The following is a 16,157-nucleotide window of genomic DNA, read 5'->3' as shown; positions in this document are numbered from 1 at the left end:
CCCGGCCCCCGCGAGGGAGCCGGGCCGGTGGGACCTCGGTCAGGCGCCTTCGGCGGCCAGGTCGTCGTCGTCCACGTTCCGGTTGTCGTTCGCCTTCGGCCCGTTCTTCCGCGTGCGCCGCTGCGGGCGCGGCAGCGCGGTGGGCGGCGGGGGAGGCGTGGGCGAGCCGCCGCCGAGGATCAGCTCCGCGAACGTCGCCATCGCCTCGTCCAGCTGGCCGCCGATGCGCAGCTCGGACTCCTGGTTGCTCTTGCGCACCACGGACGCCAGCGCGTCGGCGTCCGGCCGGGAGGCCAGCGTGCCCTCCACCTTCGCGATGCCCTGCTCCACGACGCCGGTGAGGTCGCCGAGGCGGGCGGCGAAGTCGTCCTCCACCGCGTCCAGCCGGGTCGTCATGGTGTCCAGGCGGGAGGTGACCTGCTCCAGGCGCTGCGCCAGCGCCTCCAGGCGGTCCGTCGCGTCGACCTGGTCGCGGGTCTCGTCGAGGGCCGCGTGCAGCGCCTCGCGGGTCTCGTCCAGCTTGCCGGTCACGGTGCCGCGGGTGTCGTCCAGGGCCGCGTGCAGCGAGTCGCGGGCGCTGTCCAGCGAGCCGGCCAGGGCGGCGCGGGTCTCGGCGAGCGAGCCGGCCAGCTTCTCGCGGGTGTCGTCCAGCGACGCGGACAGCGCCTCGCGCGTGGCGGTGAGGTTGTCGCGGGTCTCGTCCAGGCGGCCGTGCAGCGCCGAGGCCGAGTCGGACACGGTCCGCTGCAACGCCTCGCGGGTGCCGTCGAGGTGCTCGTGCACGCCCTCGTCCACCTCGTCGAGGCGACCGCGCAGGGCGGCCTCCAGCGCCTCGATGCGCTCCCGCAGCGGCGCGGTCACCGCGGCGGGCACGGCGTCGACCTTGCCGTCCTGCTTGTCCAGGTGCAGTTCGAGGTCGTCCAGCCGCTTGTGGATGTGGGAGAGCTTGTCCTCCAGCCCGTCCATCCGCCCGGCCACGCCCTCGAACCGGCCGGCGACGCCGTCCAGCCTGCCGTCGAGCTGCGCGAACGGCGTGGCGAGCCGGTCGACCAGGCCGTCGACCGCGCGGCCGATGCCCTGGACCGCGGTGTCCTGCGCCTCCAGTCGGGTCAGCGCCTCTTCCAGCCGCTCGGCCAGCGCGCCGACCTCGGTCCGGTCGGGCAGCTCGGACAAACGCTTGCGAACGGAACCCAGCGACTCCAGCGGGGACATCCGCGCGTGGATCTCGTCCAGTGCATCGAAGATCTGCTGCTGTTCGCTCTCACGGATCTCCGCGGCGCGCGTCAGCATGTTGCGCATCCGATCGAAGGACATCGTGGAGTTGTTGTTCTCGTTCACGGCTTGAGTGCCTTCGTCCAGGGGAGGGGAGACCTCCGGCAGCCTAATCCCGTCGGGGGCCGGGCCCGTACCACCCCCCGGCGCACCGCGCCCGTCCTGAGCCCGCCTCTACTCCGTTCAGGTCACACCGAACGACCCTACTCGAACGTAACGGCGAGGACACCCCCGAATGCTCCGGGTGACCATCCGCCGGGCGGGTGATGGCTGCGGGGTGGGCGGTAGCGGAAAGTCGCGCATCACGAGTGGACAACGGCACCCGGCCCATCCGACCGGGTGTACTCCGATGCGTGGGACGCCTCCGCGAGGACCTTACCCCGCAAGATCATCCACTTGCGGACCTGACCCGGCGTGTCGCCGGTATACGGTGAAGGCCATGCCTACCCCGCTCTCCCCGGAGGCCATCCGCAGCGCGCCGAAGGTGCTGCTGCACGACCACCTCGACGGTGGACTCCGCCCCCAGACGGTGATCGAACTCGCCGAAGCCTGCGGCCACCAGGGCCTGCCCACCACCGACCCGGTCGCGCTGGGCAACTGGTTCCGCGACAACGCCAACTCGGGCTCGCTGGTGCGCTACCTGGAGGGTTTCGCGCACACCTGCGGTGTCATGCAGGACGAGGCCGCGCTCGTCCGCGTCGCGTCGGAGGCCGCGCAGGACCTCGCGGCGGACGGCGTCGTGTACGCGGAGGTCCGGTACGCGCCGGAGCTGTTCACCGAGCGGGGCCTGACCCTGGAGCAGGCCGTCGAGGCCGTGCAGGAGGGCTTCCGCCAGGGCGAGGCCGCCGCGGGCAACCGGATCAAGGTCGGCACGCTGCTGTGCGCGATGCGCCAGAACGACGGCTGGCAGCGCATCGCCGACCTGGTGGTCCGCTACCGGGACGCGGGCGTGGTCGGGTTCGACATCGCCGGTCCGGAGCTGGGCTTCCCGGCGACCCGCGAGCTGCCCGCGTTCGAGTACCTGCGGCAGCAGAACGCCCACTTCACCATCCACGCGGGCGAGGCGGACGGCGCCGAGTCGATCTGGCGCGCGGTGCAGTTCTGCGGCGCGGAGCGGCTGGGCCACGGCGTGCGCCTCACCGAGGACATCGAGGGCGACAAGGTCGGCCACCTCGCCGCGTACGTGCGGGACCGGCGGATCGCGCTGGAGATGTGCCCGACCTCCAACGTGCAGACCGGCGCGGTCGCCTCGCTCGCCGAGCACCCGATCAAGCGCCTGGACGCGCTCGGCTTCCGGGTCACGGTGAACACCGACAACCGGCTGATGAGCGACTGCTCCATGTCCGGCGAGTTCGCGACCGTGGTCGAGCGGTTCGGGTTCGGCTGGGACGACCTGCGCCGCTTCACGGTGAACGCCGCCAAGGCCGCGTTCCTGCCGCTGGACGAGCGCCGCGCCCTGATCCGGGACGTCGTCGAGCCGGGTTACGCCGCGCTCGCCGAGTAGGCCGCGGCACGGCGGAAGGGGGCGCCCCGGCGGACCGGGACGCCCCCTTCGGCGTCGGCGCTAGTGGACCTTCAGCCGGTCCTCGAACGCCGCGACCAGCGTCCGCCACGCCGCCACCTCGGCGTCGAACGGCGCGCTGGGCGCGAGCCGCGTCGGGTTCGGCTTCAGCACGTAGGACACCAGCCAGCCCAGCGACTCGGACTGGTCGAGCGCGACCTTCACCGCGTCGTCGCCCGCCCACTCGCCGGCGTCCTCCAGCAGCTCCACCGCGAGGTCGAGCTGCGCCGGGTCGACGGCGTCGGGCCCGTCGGCGATGTCCTCGTCCAGGCCGGTGAGCACGTAGACGTTGTCCGGGTCGACCTCGACCTCCAGGTCGCCGCCGGTCGCCTTGACCACCAGCTCGCCCCAGGTGGCCACCTCGGCGAGGTCGTTGTCGTCGGCCTCCACGATGAACCGGGACAGCGCGCGCGGCGAGCCGAACACGTCGATCCGGCCCTTGCGGCCCAGGAACAGCGGCTGGTCGTCCAGGTAGCAGCGCAGCGTGTAGTACTCGCCCGCGCCCGTGATGATCTTGATGGGGTCGATGCCGACCTCGGCCCAGAAGCCGGCCGGCTCCGCGCCGTCCTCGTCGTCCGCGTCCTCGGCCTCGTCGTCGGCGGAGGCCGCCGCGGTCTCGCTCTCGAAGGCGGCCAGCTCCTCGCGCGCGACCTCCAGCGCCGCCTCGTCCACGTCCGGCGTGGTGACGACCTCGTCGATCGCGTCCAGCACGTCGTCCCACTTGTCGGCGACGACCTGGGCGATCTCGGTCCACAGCGCCTGGCCCTCGCGCCCGGTGAACGGCAGCGTGCCCTGCGGCAGCAGGGCGAAGCCCTCCGCCGAGTCCAGCACCTCGTGCACCTTCTCCAGGTCGCACACGTCGGCCAGCGAGCGCACGATCGACACCACGTCGGCGAGTTCGCCGATGACCCAGGTGTCGGGCTCCTCGGCGACCAGCTCCGGCACGCCAACCAGGTCGAACTGGTGGTTGTCGTCCGGGGACAGCTCGCCGACGGACAGCCCCGGCACGACGTGCCACGCGGGGTGGTCGGTCAGGTCGTGCTCCTCGGCCTTGCGCACGAACGCCGCGAGGTGCGCGGCGTCCGGGAAGGCGTACAGGTCCTCCTCGTGGCCGAGGAATGCCTCCCACTCCTCGCCCTCTTCCCGCCAGCGCGGGGCCCACAGGGTGACGACATCACCCTGGGTGAGCCCCAGCTCGATCGGGACGATGTCCTGTGCCATCCGACCTCCCGGTCACGCCATGCCCCTTTGCGATGCTGGGGGAAGACTACGGGGTGGATCTCCGGCTACCGCCGTTGACCACGGAAAGGGTCCGCGAAGTAGTCGTCGTCATCGTCGTCGACCGGCGGGCGGGCGCGCTGCGGGGCTTGCGGCGGCTGCGCCGACCACGGGCGGGCGGTCGCGGGCGGCGGGCGGTGCCCCGGCGCGCCACCGGTCACGGGCGGTCGCACCGCCGGACCGCCGGGCGGGAACGGCTGCCCGGCGCCGGGCGGGAACGGCTGCCCCGGCGCGGTCGGTCGGCCCGGCGCGAACGGCCGGCCCGCCGCGCCGCCAGGCGGGAACGGCCGCCCCGGCGCGGTCGACCGCCCCGCCGGACCGGGGTGCCCCGCCGGACCGGCCTGGTCCGGTGCGGTGCCGGGGCGCCCGCCGACCGACCCCTGCCGGTACGGCGGCGGCCCGGCGAAGTCCTCGATGGCCATCGCCACGCTGTCGCCCAGGCCCTTGGCCACCTCGTTGTAGCTCGTCTGCACGGCGGCGTCGGTGGCCAGCCGGGCGGTCTCGGCGACCAGCCCGCCCACCGCGTCCGGGCCGTGCGCGAGCGCCGACGGGTGCAGCCGCACGGAGGTCAGCGCGCCCACCGCCGTCGCCGTCACGGTCACCAGCCCGGTGTGGTGCGTGGCCGTGCCGGTGACCCGCGACAGCACCTCGGTCAGCCGGTCGGCGGCGGCGATCCGCTCCTCCCGCGCGCTCATCGCGACCACCTCGGGTACGGATCGCCGAAGTCGTCCTCGTCGCCGCCCGCCGGGAACCCGATCTCGGTCAGCGCCCGCTCCGTCGCCGGGTCGACCACCCGCTCCAGCGACCGGTGCAGCCGCGCCGCCGCGTCGGCCGCGGCCCGCGCGGCGACCCGCACGATCTCGTCGCCCAGCGCGTCCGCGCCCATGTTCAGCGCCGCGGGCGAGACGCGGATCTCGCGCGGCGGCGCGCCCGGCGCGCACACCACGGTGACCGCGCCGTCCGAAGAGGACGCCCGCCCGAGCACCGGCCCGGTGCGCGCCAACAGGTCGGACGCCCGGTCCGCTACCTCCGCGACCCGCCGGGCCGCCCGTGTCGTCTCGTCCACGCCCTCAGCCCGTCGGTCGGTAGAAGCCCATGAAGCCCATGCCGATGTTGTCCGTGCGGATCGGGTTCACCTGGACCGGGTCGCCCGCCTCCACCATCTGCCCGTTGCCGATCACCATCGCCACGTGCCCGTCCCACACCACGAGGTCGCCGGGCAGCAACTGGTTTGGCGGCACGGACGCGCCCATCGCCTGCGACGACGCCGGTCGCGGGATGTCGAACCCCGCGCCCTTGTACGCCCACTGCGTGAGGCCGGAGCAGTCCGTGCCCTGCGGCGGGTTCGCGCCACCCCACACGTACGGGGTGCCCAGGGCGGACAGCGCGTTGCGCACGGCACGCGCGGCGGTCTCGTTGGGCGCTTCCGCCGTGCTGCCGTCCGGCAGGTTCACGCCGACGCCGGTGCCCGGCTGGGGCGGGATCGCGACCGGCAGCCGGGGCCCGGAAGCGCCGCCACCCCCGCCGCCCGAACCGCCGCCCGAACCACCGCCGCCGCCACCGGAACCGCCGCCACCGGAGCCGGAACCGCCGCCACCGCCGCCGGGCCCGCCGGGCGACGAGGGATCGCGCCTGCCGTCGTCGCCGGCGCTCGAAGTCGACGTGGTGCCACCGGAATCGTCGCCCAGCGGGTCGCCGAGACCCGCGAAGTCGGGCTTCTCCAAGCCCTTCAGCCGCGCCACGACGGCCGTCAGCTCGGTGCGGACCTTGTCCAGCTCCCGCCGCGACCGGTCCTCGTACTCGCGCGCCTTGGCGGTGACGTCGGCGGCGACCGCGAGCACCGCGCCGGGACCGCCGAACACGCCCGCCGCGACCGCGGCGGCCAGCCGGGGCTCCGCCCACCCGGTGAAGTCGTCGATCAGGCCCTGGATGGCTTTGCGCCCGCCCTCGACCGCGCCCACGGCGGTCGTCGCGGCGCTCTGGGTGGTGGTCGCGTTGCGCGCCAGCGTCGCCACCCCGCCGGAGAAGGCCGCCACGCGCTGCTGGAACGCGTTCGCGCGCTCGCCGTACCAGGTGCCGAGCGCCGCGTTGGCCGCGCCGGTGTGCCGACCGTCGATCCCGGTCAGCGCCGAGGAGGCCCGCCCGAAGGCGTCCGCCGCGCTCGTCGCGCCGCCGGTGTCGCCCTCCAGCTGGGCCAGGTCGTCCTTCATCGGCCGGACGAGGCCGGCCAGGAATCCCGCGACGTCCATCGCTAGACCCGGTACGCCCGGTTGAAGTCGGCGCCGTGCTGCGCCTCCTGCTCCGCGTAGGCCGCGCCCGCCCTCGACACGGCCGAGGCGAACGCCGACAGCCCGGCGGAAGCCGCCGCGACTCCGTCCACTTGGGCCTGCGCCGCCTGCTGGAACGCCGCGCCCAGCCCGACCTCGTCGCCGAGCCGACCGAAACTGCCCGCCGCGAGCGACGTGGTGCCGGCCAACGTCGACGTGCCGACCGCGCCCACCTCGCCGGCGAGACCGGACGCCGTGCCGCTGTAGGTCGACAGCGCGGCGAGGTCGACGCCGAAACCCCGTTCCACCGCATTCCCCCTCTGGTGCCCTGACTCCGGCGATCCTGCCCCATCGGCGGCCCGGACGTGCGGGCTTTGCCGCAGATCCTCCCCTGATGGGCGGTACCGCGAGCGCCCGCGCCGGGTGATCATGGAGGCGTGGGTGTTCTGCGCCATTGGGCACGGATCGTGGCGTGGCTCCAGGACCACGCCCCCTCGACCGGCTCGGCCTTCGTACCCAGTGAGGACCGGGCGGCGGTCGAGGCGCTGGCGCACGCGAGCGGGCTGGAGCCGCCCGACGACCTCCGCACGTGGTGGGCCGTCTGCGGCGGCACCGCCGACTTGGCGTTCGCGGAGGTGCTGCCGCCGTTCTACACGCCGCTGGGCCCGTCGAACGCCCTGCGGTCGTGGCGGCTCAAGGAGCGGTTCTGGCCGGCGGACCTCGACTCCGAGGCGGGCACGCCCACGTCCGGGTTCCACCCGAGGTGGCTGCCGATCGCCTTCGACGGCTGCGGCGACGCGCTGGCCGTCGACCTGCGCCCCGGTGTGCTCTGCGGCTGCGTGGTCGAGTGGGACCGCGAGCGCGGCGAGATGCTCAAGCCCGAGTGGACCAGCCTGGACGAGATGCTCGACCAGGTCGCGACGGTGCTGGAGCACCGGGGCAGGCTCGGCCACTGCGAACCGCTCGTCACCACCGACGGCCGCCTGGGTTGGCGGACCGACTGACTTCCCGGCCGGGTTCCGGTATCCTGGGTGTCACGGGTTTTCGCAGGTCAGCGGTAATGGAGCGGGTATGGCGGACGTGCACGACGTGGCCGCGGCGGTGCTGGACGCGACCGGGCCGGAATCGCCGATGAAGTTGCAGAAGCTGCTGTACTACGCGCAGGCGTGGCACCTGGCCCGGTACGACGAGCCGATGTTCGCCGCCCGGATCGAGGCGTGGCGGCGGGGTCCGGTAGTGCCGGAGGTCTACCACCGCCACCGCGGCCGGACCGAGGTCTGTTCGTGGCAGGAGGGCGACCCGCGCGGGCTGTCGGAGCGGGAGCGCTCGGTCGTGCGGGACGTGGTCGAGCGGTACGGCAAGTTCAGCCGGCACGAGTTGAGCGACATGGCCCACGACGAGGAGCCGTGGCGGGCCGCGCGCGGCGGCCTGGCGGAGTCGGAGCCGAGCAGCGCCCCGCTGTCCAACGAGGTGATGGCCCGCTACTTCCGCCGGTTGACCAGCGACGGCGACGAGGCGGTCGCGGAGGCGGTCGGGAGCGCCCGCCTGGAGGGGCGCGACGTGCCGGACGACCTGGTGGCCACGCTGCGGTCGGTCGCGGCGGGCGAGCTGTCGATGGACGAGGCGATCGCCAGGGAGATCGAGGCCCTGCGGCGGTCGTGACCTTCGAGGACCCGTACGCGGACCCCGTCACCGGTGTGCTCCGCAACCGCTTCGGCCTGACCGACAAGTCCGCGTGCGACGCGGCCGAGACCCGGCTGAGCACCCTGCGCGTCGAGCAGCTCGCGGTGCAGCCCCTGCCCGGCCTGTACGACCTGGCGCACCTCCAGGCGTTCCACCGCCACATCTTCGGCGACTTCTACGAGTGGGCCGGCGACCTGCGGCGGGTCGACATCCGCCGGTCGGCGATGTTCGCCGCCTGGCGGCAGATCGAGCCCTACGGCGCGTGGCTGTTCGAGGAGCTGCGCAAGGAGCGGTTCCTCCGGGACGTGGCCCGCGAGCCGTTCCTGGACCGGTTCACCCACTACTTCGCCGAGGTCAACGCGCTGCACCCGTTCCGGGAGGGCAACGGGCGCACGCAGCGGGCCTTCTTCCGCCAGTTGGCGCGGGAAGCGGGGTGGCGGGTCGCCTTCCACGACCTCGACCCGACCGCGTTCAACGAGGCGTGCCGGGTGAGCATGGCCGCCTCCGTCGACGACCTGCGGGCGCTGCTGGCCGCCGTGATCACCCCGGCCTGACCCGCGCACCGGCCCGGTGATCGCTTTGACGCGAATGGTGTCGGCGCACTGCCCTGAACGTCGGCAGTGCTGCTCCCATCCGGGTTCGCAGGGTGTTTCCGGTCGGTAAGTGTGCCCTTTCGGGACGTCGAATCCTGGCACGATTTCAGGCACGATCCGACTCCGGAGGAGGCGCGATGAAAAGTTTGCGGAAAATCCTCGTGGCAGTGGCGGCGGTCGCGGTGGGAATCGCGTCGGCAAGCGTCGCGCCGGCCGCCGCCGCATCGCCGCACACCGCCGACGCGGGACAGCGGTTCGCCCGGATCGACACCGACAGCACCGGCGTCGGCGAATCCGCGGGTTCGCAGGAGGCGGGTTTCATCGCGCTGTCCAACGACAACCGGTATGCGCTTTTCACGGTGCGCACGCACAGCAACATGGTCCCCGAGCGCTACCGGACGCCGTACAACCTCGGCATGTACCTGGTGCGCAAGGACCTGAGGTCCGGTGAGACGTTCCTGGTGAGCGTCAAGGAGGACGGCAGCCCGCAGGTGGCCGACTGGCGCTATGCCGCGATCGGAGCGGACGGCACCACCTTCGCCTACTCCAGCGGCGACACCGAGACGCCGTCCCTGTTCTACCGCGACCTGGCGTCCGGCGTCCGACGCGTGACGACCCTGCCGTGGCGGTGGTTCATCGAGTCGATCGCCCTGTCCGCCGACGGCCGCAGGCTGACCTGGGCCGACCTCGGCGAGTACGGGGAGACCAGGCTCAACCGCCACGACATCCACGCCGGCACGACCGAGTTGCTGGAGGAGTGCACCGATTGGGCGCGCGGCTGCTGGCGGTACCCCGGCTCGGTGAGGTCCGACGACAGCGGCACCAGGTTCCTGTCCTACTACCGGGCGAGCCACGACCAGCCGTTCCGGACGACGCTCTTCGACACCGCCACCGGCGAGCGGCGCGCCCTGGCCGAAGGGTCGGGCTACCGGATCAGCGGCGACGGCCAGTGGCTGTTCTACGTCGTGCGGCCCGTCGAACACCGGTTCCAGCTCAAGAAGGTCTCCACCCGACCGGGCGCCGCCCCGGTGGTGCTGCGGACGTGGGAGGAGGACAGCCGGACGTTGGACGTGGGTGTGGATTCCGTCGACCGCGCCGGCAGTTTGGTCGGCTATTACTGGTTGAGCCGCGACCAGCGGAACTTCGCGGCATCCAAAGCCCATGTCCAGGACCAGTCCACCGGCGTGGAGGTCCAGCTCCCCGAACCGCGCAAGGGGACCGCTTTCGTCATTCACCCCACGGTCTCCGACGACGCCCGGTTCGCCGTGGTGAAAGAACGGTGCCCGTGGGTGACGGATTGCGGCCCGATCGGCTGGTACACCATTTCCCTCGACGGTTCGCCGGCCGCGCGCGGCTGACCGGAACCCCGGCCGGGTCGGCGGCGCGAGCCACCGCCGACCCGGCCGGGCGGTCCCCGGTGCCGCACACTGTGCCCATGCCGAAGGTGTTCGTCGCGGGGCCGGCGTCGTGGAACCGCCTGGTGTACCTGGACCGCCTGCCCGAGCCGACCCCGCGCACGGTGTTCGCGCGCGGGCACCGGACCGCGCTGGGCGGCACGTCGGCGGGCAAGGCGCTCAACCTCGCCCACCTCGGCGCGGACGTCACCCTGCGCACGGTCGTCGGCGACGACGAGGCGGGGCGCGCGATCACCGACGCCCTGACCGCCGCCGGGGTGGACCTGGTCGCCGAGGTCGTGCCGGGCCCGAGCGAGCAGCACCTCAACCTCATGGCGCCGGACGGCGGCCGGGTGTCGATCTACCTCGAACTGCCCGACCTGGCGCGACCGCGGCACGACGACCGGGCCCTCGCCGCGCTCGCCGACGCCGACGCCGCCGTGGTCGACCTGGCCGAGCACGCCCGGCCGCTGCTCGCCGCCGCCCGGCGGGCCGGCGTCCCGGTGTGGTGCGACGTGCACGACTACGACGGCGTGGCCGAGTACCACCGGGACTTCGTCCGGGCGGCCGACCACCTGTTCCTCAACGACGACGGGATGCCCGAGGACGACCTGCGCGCGTTCCTCGCCGCACGGGTCGCGGACGGCACGCGCACGGCCGTGGCGACCCTCGGCGCACGGGGCGCGCTGGCGGTGGTCCCCGGCGGGTCGCACCACGTCCCGGCCGCGCCGGTCGAGCGGGTCGTGGACACCAACGGGGCGGGCGACGCGTTCTTCGCCGGGTTCCTGGTGGCGCACCTCGCCGGCGCGGACGTGCCCGCCGCGCTGGCGGCCGGCGCGGCCCAGGCCGCGAAGTGCCTGGGCGCACCCGACCTCGCGCCCGCGCGGGAGCGCCGCAGCCCCTGACCCGGAGCCCCTGACCCGGAGCCTCCGAGCCGGAGCCCCCGACCCGGAGCCCCCGACCCGGAGCCGCTGACCCGGCACCCCGTCCGCGGGCCGCGGCTACACCCCGACCGGGTGCCAGACCGTCTTCGACTCCAGGAACGCCCGCATCCGCGCCAGGTCCGGCTCGCGCGTGAAGTCCTCCGCCGGCCGCGCCCGCAGCACCCGCTTCACGGTGCCCGCCGCCGACCGCTCCAGGTCCGCGCGCAGGGACTCCGGCGCGCCGGTCAGGTCCAGCGCGTTGACGTCCGCGTGCGTCGCCAGCCAGGGCGCGATCTCCGCCGTCCGGCCGGTGAGCACGTTGACCACCCCGCCCGGCACGTCGGACGTCGCCAACACCTCCGACAGCGTGATCGCGGGCAGCGGCCGGTCCTGCGACGCCACCACCACGGCGGTGTTGCCGGTCGCGATCACCGGCGCGAGCGCGCTGACCAGCCCGAGCAGCGACGACTCCCGCGGCGCGAGCACCGCGACCACCCCGGTCGGCTCCGGCACCGAGAACGAGAAGTACGGCCCCGCGACCGGGTTCGACGCGCCCAGCACGGTGGCGACCTTGTCCGTCCACCCGGCGTACCAGACCCACCGGTCGATCGCCGCGTCCACCAGCGCCCGCGCCTCGTCCACCGCGACGCCCTCGGCCGCGCCGACCTCGGCGGTGAACTGGTCGCGCCTGCCCTCCAGCACCTCGGCCACCCGGTAGAGCACCTGCCCCCGGTTGTACGCCGTCGCACCGGACCACCCGGCGAACGCCTTCCGCGCCGCCGCGACGGCGTCCCGCGCGTCCTTGCGCGAGCCCTGCGCGGCGTTGGCGAGGAACGCGCCCCGCGCGTCCGTCACCGGGTACGACCGCCCGGACTCGGAGCGCGGGAACGCGCCGCCGACGTAGAGCTTGTAGGTCTTCGCCACCGCGACCCGGTGCCCGGCCCGGCCGGTGGTCGCCTGCTCGGACTGCTCGGACTGCTCAGACATCGAGGTACGCCTCCAGCCCCGTGCGACCGCCCTCGCGGCCGAATCCCGACTCCTGGTACCCGCCGAACGGCGCGGTCGGGTCGAATCGGTTGAACGTGTTCGCCCACACCACGCCGGCGCGCATCTTCTGCGCCGCCCACAGGATGCGGGAGCCCTTCTCGGTCCAGATGCCCGCGGACAGCCCGTACGGCGTGTTGTTCGCCTTCGCCACGGCCTCGTCGGGCGTGCGGAACGTCAGCACCGACAGCACCGGGCCGAAGATCTCCTCGCGCGCGATCCGCATCGCCTGCGACACGTTGGAGAACACCGTCGGCGCGAAGTAGAAGCCCTTGTCCGGCAACGGGCACGACGACGTCCACCGTTGCGCGCCCTCGGCCTCGCCGGACGCGGTCAGCTCCTGGATCTTCGCGAGCTGCTCGCGCGAGTTGATCGCGCCCACGTCGGTGTTCTTGTCCAGCGGGTCGCCGACGCGCAGCGTCGACACCCGCACCCGCAGCTTCTCCAGCAGCTCGTCGGCCACCGACTCCTGCACCAGCAGGCGCGACCCGGCGCAGCACACGTGGCCCTGGTTGAAGAAGATGCCGTTCACGATGCCCTCGACCGCCTGGTCCAGGGGCGCGTCGTCGAACACGATGTTCGCCGCCTTGCCGCCCAGCTCCAGGGTGAGCTTCCGGCCGGTGCCCGCCAGTTGCCGCTGGATGACCTTGCCGACCTCGGTGGACCCGGTGAACGCCACCTTGTCCACGCCGGGGTGCGACACCACGGCCGCGCCGACGTCACCCGCGCCCGGCAGGACGTTCACCACGCCCGGCGGCAGGTCGGCCTGCTGGATGATCTCCGCCAGCACCAGCGCCGACAGCGGCGTCGTCTCGGCGGGCTTGAGCACGACCGTGTTGCCGCACGCCAGCGCGGGCGCGATCTTCCACGCCGCCATCAGCAGCGGGAAGTTCCACGGGATCACCTGGCCGGCGACGCCCAGCGGCCGGGGGTCCGGCCCGTGGCCCGCGTAGGCGAGCTTGTCCGCCCAGCCCGCGTGGTAGAAGAAGTGGGCCGCCGCCGTCGGCACGTCGACGTCGCGCGATTCCTTGATGGGCTTGCCGTTGTCGAGCGATTCGAGCACGGCCAGCTCACGCGCGCGCTCCTGCACCAGCCGGGCGATGCGGAACAGGTACTTGGCGCGCTCCGCGCCGGGCATCCGGCCCCACACCCCGTCGTAGGCCCGGCGGGCCGCCGCCACGGCCCGGTCGACGTCGGCGGGCCCGGCGGTGGAGACCTCCGCCAGCACCTCCTCCGTGCCGGGGTTGACCGTCTTCAGCGGTTCGCCGGAGCCCTCGGTGAACTCGCCGTCCACGAACATCCGGTAGGTCGGCTTCAGGTTCGCGATATCGCGCGACTCGGGCGCGGGCGCGTATTCCCACATGTCAGTCCACCGTCACGTAATCGGGGCCGCTGTAGTGGCCGTCCAACTGGGTGCGCCGCTGCATGAGCAGGTCGTTGAGCAGCGTCGACGCGCCGAACCGGAACAGGTCCGGCGTCAGCCACTCCGGGCCGGCCACCTCGTGCACCGCCACCAGGTACTTGATCGCGTCCTTGGTGCTGCGGATGCCGCCGGCGGGCTTCACCCCGCGCCGCTGCCCGGTCCGGGCGTGCCAGTCGCGCACGGCCTGGAGCATCACGTGCGTCACCGGCAGCGTCGCGGCGGGCGACACCTTGCCGGTGGACGTCTTGATGAAGTCGCCGCCCGCGAGCAGCGCCAGCCAGGACGCGCGCCGCACGTTGTCGTAGGTGGCGAGTTCGCCGGTCTCCAGGATGACCTTCAGGTGCGCGTCGCCGCAGGCGTGCTTGACCTGCACGATCTCGTCGAACACCTGCCCGTACCGGCCGGACAGGAACGCGCCCCGGTCGATCACCATGTCGATCTCGGTCGCGCCCGCGTCCACCGCGAACGCCGTGTCCTCCAGCTTCACCTTCAACGACGACCGCCCGGACGGGAACGCGGTCGCCACGGACGCCACGCCGATGCCCGTGCCGCGCAGCTCCTCGACCGCGGTCGCCACCATGTCCGGGTAGACGCACACCGCCGCGACCGTCGGCACCTCCGGGCGCTCCGGGTCGGGCCGGCGGGCCTTGGCCGACAGCGACCGGACCTTGCCCGCCGTGTCCGCGCCCTCCAGCGTCGTCAGGTCCACCATCGAGATCGCGGTGTCGATGGCCCACAGCTTGGCGGCCTTCTTGATGCTGCGGGTGGCCAGGCCGGCCGCGCGCTGCTCCACCCCGACCTGGTCGACACCGGGCAGTCCGTGCAGGAAGCGGCGCAGCGACGCGTCGTCGCGCACCGCGTCCGCGAGCGCCGGCGGCAGCGACGGCGCAGTCGGTGCGGCAGTCGGTGTGGAGGCCATGCCGCCGAGTCTAGGCGGACCGGGAGGCGCGGCCTAAGCGAAGGGGTCCGCGCAGGTCAGGACGGGTGTGCGCGGGTTGTTCAGCCCTCGATTTCGCCGTGCTTGGAGCCCTTGAGCTTCTTGCGCTTGGGCCGCCGCACCTCGACGCCCGCCATGAGGGCCACGCCGGTGATCCGCACGACCGGGCCGCCCGGCACGGTCGGCGTGTCGTGCGTGTTGTCCTCGAACGCGCCCATGATCCCGGCGCCGTCGACCCGCACCGTCACGTCCTCGGGCACGCGGATTTCCACGCCGCCCCAGAGCGCGAACACGTTGATCGTCGTCTCGGCCTCCACGAACCGCGCGCGGGACAGGTCGAGCGCCACCCCGCCCATGATCGCGACCACGGAGTGGGTGGCGGGCACCACCCACTCGCCCTTGCGGTCGACGCCCGACCAGAAGGCGATGGACGTCGTCGGGCCCGCGACCCCGCCGATCCGGTTGCTCGGCAGGTGCTGCGCCACGGGCGACGGCAGCGTGGCGGTGGGCATCCCGAGGTCGGCGGTCAGCGGGGCCAACTCGCCGTAGGTCTTCGCGGCGTACACCGCGCCCAACCGCTCGTCCAGTTCGTGCAGGTCCAGTCGGCCTTCGCCGTGCGCCTGCTGGAGCAGCCGCGCGACCTTCTCGCGATCGGCGTCCGAGGCGCGCATCCGACTGGGGTCCGGCACCAACTCGTCACTCACCAGGGTGAGTTTAGGAGGGCGACGCCCGTTTGACGACCAAGTCGGACTAACGGACGACCCTGCGCCAGTCGATCGTCGGGAAGACGAGCACCGGCCCGTCGGGGTTCTTGGAGTCGCGGACGGCGACGGTGCCGTTGAGGTGCCTGATCTCGACGCAGTTGGCCTGGCTCGTGCTGTAGGTGCTCTTCCGCCAAGTCATCGGCTGTTCTCCTTGCTCGGTGTCGACTTGCCGGCCAGTCCGGCGATCAGGGCGACCGACTCCTCCGGTGACAACGCCAAGGTAAGCAGCTTCTGCCAGGCGTCTCTAGCCCCTTCCAGGTGGACCTCCTCTTCGAGGAAAGTGCTCGTGTTCCGGCTCTCCACGTAGAGCAAACTCGGCTGATCGACGAAGTCCAACCGGAGGAACGAACCTTCGACACCGGGGTGGGCGATCGTGTCGAAGGGGACGACCTGGACCGTCACCGTCCTTCGATCCGCCATCGCGGCCAAGTGCAGCAGTTGGGCACGCATCATCGGTGGGTCGCCGAAGCAGCGGCGCAGCACCATCTCATCTATGAGCAAGTGGACTTCAGCTCTGCCCAGGATCATCTGCCTGCTCATCCGGACGGCCACCAGCGCATCGAGTTCGCCATCGGTCAATGACCCATCGGTACCCCGGATCACCGTGCGTGCGTAGTCCGCCGTCTGGGCCAACCCTGGAATCACCAGTGGCTCATAGTTGTACAGAGCACTTGCCTGGCCCTCGAAGTCGATCAGGTTCTTCCAATTCCCCGGCAACTTGCCATGAATGGCGTGCCAGTTCCGGTCCTCTCCGGCCCGCACCAGCGCGACCAGGTCTTGCCGCAACCTCGCGGGCGCTCGCAGGAACCCCAGTATCGCCGCCACCTCGTCCGCGTAGAGCCCGCGGTGCCCGGTCTCCATGCGGCTGATCTTGCTCTCCGAGCAGCCGATCGCGGTGGCCACCTCGGCGCAGCTCAGGCCCCTGGCCAAGCGCAACGCCCGCAATTCCGTAGAAACCCGCCGCTGCCGGACGGATGCCCCCTTGCGCGTCATGGCCCAGAGAGTTCCGCCTTGCCAC

General features: G+C 73.0%; 19 protein-coding genes. 6 read left to right on the top strand and 13 right to left on the bottom strand.

Annotated elements, in window-relative coordinates; translation table 11 throughout:
• Positions 1–39: 39 nt before the first annotated feature.
• Complete coding sequence (locus C8E97_RS31470; RefSeq protein WP_425470686.1) at positions 40–1,299, bottom strand: apolipoprotein A-IV repeat region-like domain-containing protein; 1,260 nt, start codon at positions 1,297–1,299, stop codon at positions 40–42.
• Positions 1,300–1,711: 412 nt separating this feature from the next.
• On the opposite strand from C8E97_RS31470, the gene C8E97_RS31465 reads away from it, so the two are divergent.
• Positions 1,712–2,776, top strand: a complete 1,065-nt coding sequence (locus tag C8E97_RS31465; RefSeq protein ID WP_121012806.1) for an adenosine deaminase — start codon at positions 1,712–1,714, stop codon at positions 2,774–2,776.
• Positions 2,777–2,836: 60 nt separating this feature from the next.
• Here the strand turns inward: C8E97_RS31465 and C8E97_RS31460 are convergent, their stop codons facing one another.
• The 5 genes from C8E97_RS31460 to C8E97_RS31440 all read right to left on the bottom strand — a co-directional run bounded on the left by C8E97_RS31460 (position 2,837) and on the right by C8E97_RS31440 (position 6,686).
• Positions 2,837–4,054, bottom strand: coding sequence for a primosomal protein (locus C8E97_RS31460; RefSeq protein WP_121009424.1), 1,218 nt, complete (start codon positions 4,052–4,054; stop codon positions 2,837–2,839).
• Positions 4,055–4,119: 65 nt separating this feature from the next.
• Entirely contained in the window at positions 4,120–4,806 is a 687-nt protein-coding gene (locus C8E97_RS31455; protein WP_147455283.1) for a YbaB/EbfC family nucleoid-associated protein, read from the bottom strand.
• The gene (locus tag C8E97_RS31450) at positions 4,803–5,177 is read right to left on the bottom strand and encodes a hypothetical protein (protein WP_246019284.1); all 375 of its coding nucleotides are present in this window, start codon (positions 5,175–5,177) and stop codon (positions 4,803–4,805) included. The genes C8E97_RS31455 and C8E97_RS31450 overlap by 4 nt, the downstream gene beginning before the upstream one ends.
• A gap of 4 nt (positions 5,178–5,181) precedes the next feature.
• Positions 5,182–6,360, bottom strand: coding sequence for a C40 family peptidase (locus C8E97_RS31445; RefSeq protein WP_121009418.1), 1,179 nt, complete (start codon positions 6,358–6,360; stop codon positions 5,182–5,184).
• 2 nt (positions 6,361–6,362) lie between these two features.
• Entirely contained in the window at positions 6,363–6,686 is a 324-nt protein-coding gene (locus C8E97_RS31440; RefSeq protein ID WP_121009415.1) for a hypothetical protein, read from the bottom strand.
• A 129-nt stretch (positions 6,687–6,815) separates the two neighbouring features.
• Between C8E97_RS31440 and C8E97_RS31435 the strand changes: the two genes are divergently transcribed.
• The 3 genes from C8E97_RS31435 to C8E97_RS31425 all read left to right on the top strand — a co-directional run bounded on the left by C8E97_RS31435 (position 6,816) and on the right by C8E97_RS31425 (position 8,615).
• Positions 6,816–7,382, top strand: a complete 567-nt coding sequence (locus C8E97_RS31435) for an SMI1/KNR4 family protein (protein ID WP_121009411.1) — start codon at positions 6,816–6,818, stop codon at positions 7,380–7,382.
• 67 nt (positions 7,383–7,449) lie between these two features.
• Positions 7,450–8,040, top strand: a complete 591-nt coding sequence (locus C8E97_RS31430; RefSeq protein ID WP_121009408.1) for a type II toxin-antitoxin system antitoxin SocA domain-containing protein — start codon at positions 7,450–7,452, stop codon at positions 8,038–8,040.
• Positions 8,037–8,615, top strand: a complete 579-nt coding sequence (locus tag C8E97_RS31425) for a Fic/DOC family protein (RefSeq protein ID WP_121009405.1) — start codon at positions 8,037–8,039, stop codon at positions 8,613–8,615. Before C8E97_RS31430 ends, C8E97_RS31425 begins: the two co-directional genes overlap by 4 nt.
• 145 nt (positions 8,616–8,760) lie before the next feature.
• Here the strand turns inward: C8E97_RS31425 and C8E97_RS34185 are convergent, their stop codons facing one another.
• Positions 8,761–9,021 (bottom strand): hypothetical protein, encoded by a 261-nt coding sequence (locus C8E97_RS34185; RefSeq protein WP_147455282.1) that lies wholly within the window; start codon positions 9,019–9,021, stop codon positions 8,761–8,763.
• On the opposite strand from C8E97_RS34185, the gene C8E97_RS31420 reads away from it, so the two are divergent.
• Both C8E97_RS31420 and C8E97_RS31415 read left to right on the top strand, forming a co-directional pair.
• Positions 9,014–10,012 carry a TolB-like translocation protein gene (locus C8E97_RS31420; protein ID WP_147455281.1) on the top strand — a complete coding sequence of 333 codons (999 nt, stop codon included), beginning with the start codon at positions 9,014–9,016 and terminating at the stop codon, positions 10,010–10,012. The genes C8E97_RS34185 and C8E97_RS31420 overlap by 8 nt on opposite strands.
• Before the next feature lie 77 nt (positions 10,013–10,089).
• Positions 10,090–10,953, top strand: a complete 864-nt coding sequence (locus C8E97_RS31415; RefSeq protein ID WP_121012802.1) for a carbohydrate kinase family protein — start codon at positions 10,090–10,092, stop codon at positions 10,951–10,953.
• A gap of 96 nt (positions 10,954–11,049) precedes the next feature.
• Here C8E97_RS31415 and C8E97_RS31410 read toward each other — a convergent pair whose 3' ends face one another.
• The 6 genes from C8E97_RS31410 to C8E97_RS31385 all read right to left on the bottom strand — a co-directional run bounded on the left by C8E97_RS31410 (position 11,050) and on the right by C8E97_RS31385 (position 16,132).
• Positions 11,050–11,958, bottom strand: coding sequence for an aldehyde dehydrogenase family protein (locus C8E97_RS31410; protein ID WP_121009399.1), 909 nt, complete (start codon positions 11,956–11,958; stop codon positions 11,050–11,052).
• Positions 11,951–13,378, bottom strand: a complete 1,428-nt coding sequence (locus C8E97_RS31405) for an aldehyde dehydrogenase family protein (RefSeq protein ID WP_121009396.1) — start codon at positions 13,376–13,378, stop codon at positions 11,951–11,953. The genes C8E97_RS31410 and C8E97_RS31405 overlap by 8 nt, the downstream gene beginning before the upstream one ends.
• Position 13,379: 1 nt before the next feature.
• On the bottom strand, positions 13,380–14,357 hold the full coding sequence (gene deoC / locus C8E97_RS31400; protein WP_121009393.1) for a deoxyribose-phosphate aldolase: 978 nt from the start codon (positions 14,355–14,357) through the stop codon (positions 13,380–13,382).
• Positions 14,358–14,437: 80 nt separating this feature from the next.
• Complete coding sequence (locus C8E97_RS31395) at positions 14,438–15,079, bottom strand: DUF1707 SHOCT-like domain-containing protein (protein ID WP_121009390.1); 642 nt, start codon at positions 15,077–15,079, stop codon at positions 14,438–14,440.
• 46 nt (positions 15,080–15,125) lie between these two features.
• A complete protein-coding gene (locus tag C8E97_RS31390) occupies positions 15,126–15,278 on the bottom strand; it encodes a DUF397 domain-containing protein (RefSeq protein WP_121009387.1) in 153 nt (50 codons plus the stop codon).
• Positions 15,275–16,132: a helix-turn-helix domain-containing protein gene (locus C8E97_RS31385; RefSeq protein WP_121009384.1), complete on the bottom strand. Its 858-nt coding sequence runs from the start codon at positions 16,130–16,132 to the stop codon at positions 15,275–15,277. Before C8E97_RS31385 ends, C8E97_RS31390 begins: the two co-directional genes overlap by 4 nt.
• Positions 16,133–16,157 lie beyond the last annotated feature (25 nt).

Origin of the sequence: Saccharothrix australiensis (assembly GCF_003634935.1) — a bacterium.
Lineage (GTDB): Bacteria > Actinomycetota > Actinomycetes > Mycobacteriales > Pseudonocardiaceae > Actinosynnema > Actinosynnema australiense.
This window is presented reverse-complemented; position numbering and strand designations above follow the sequence as displayed.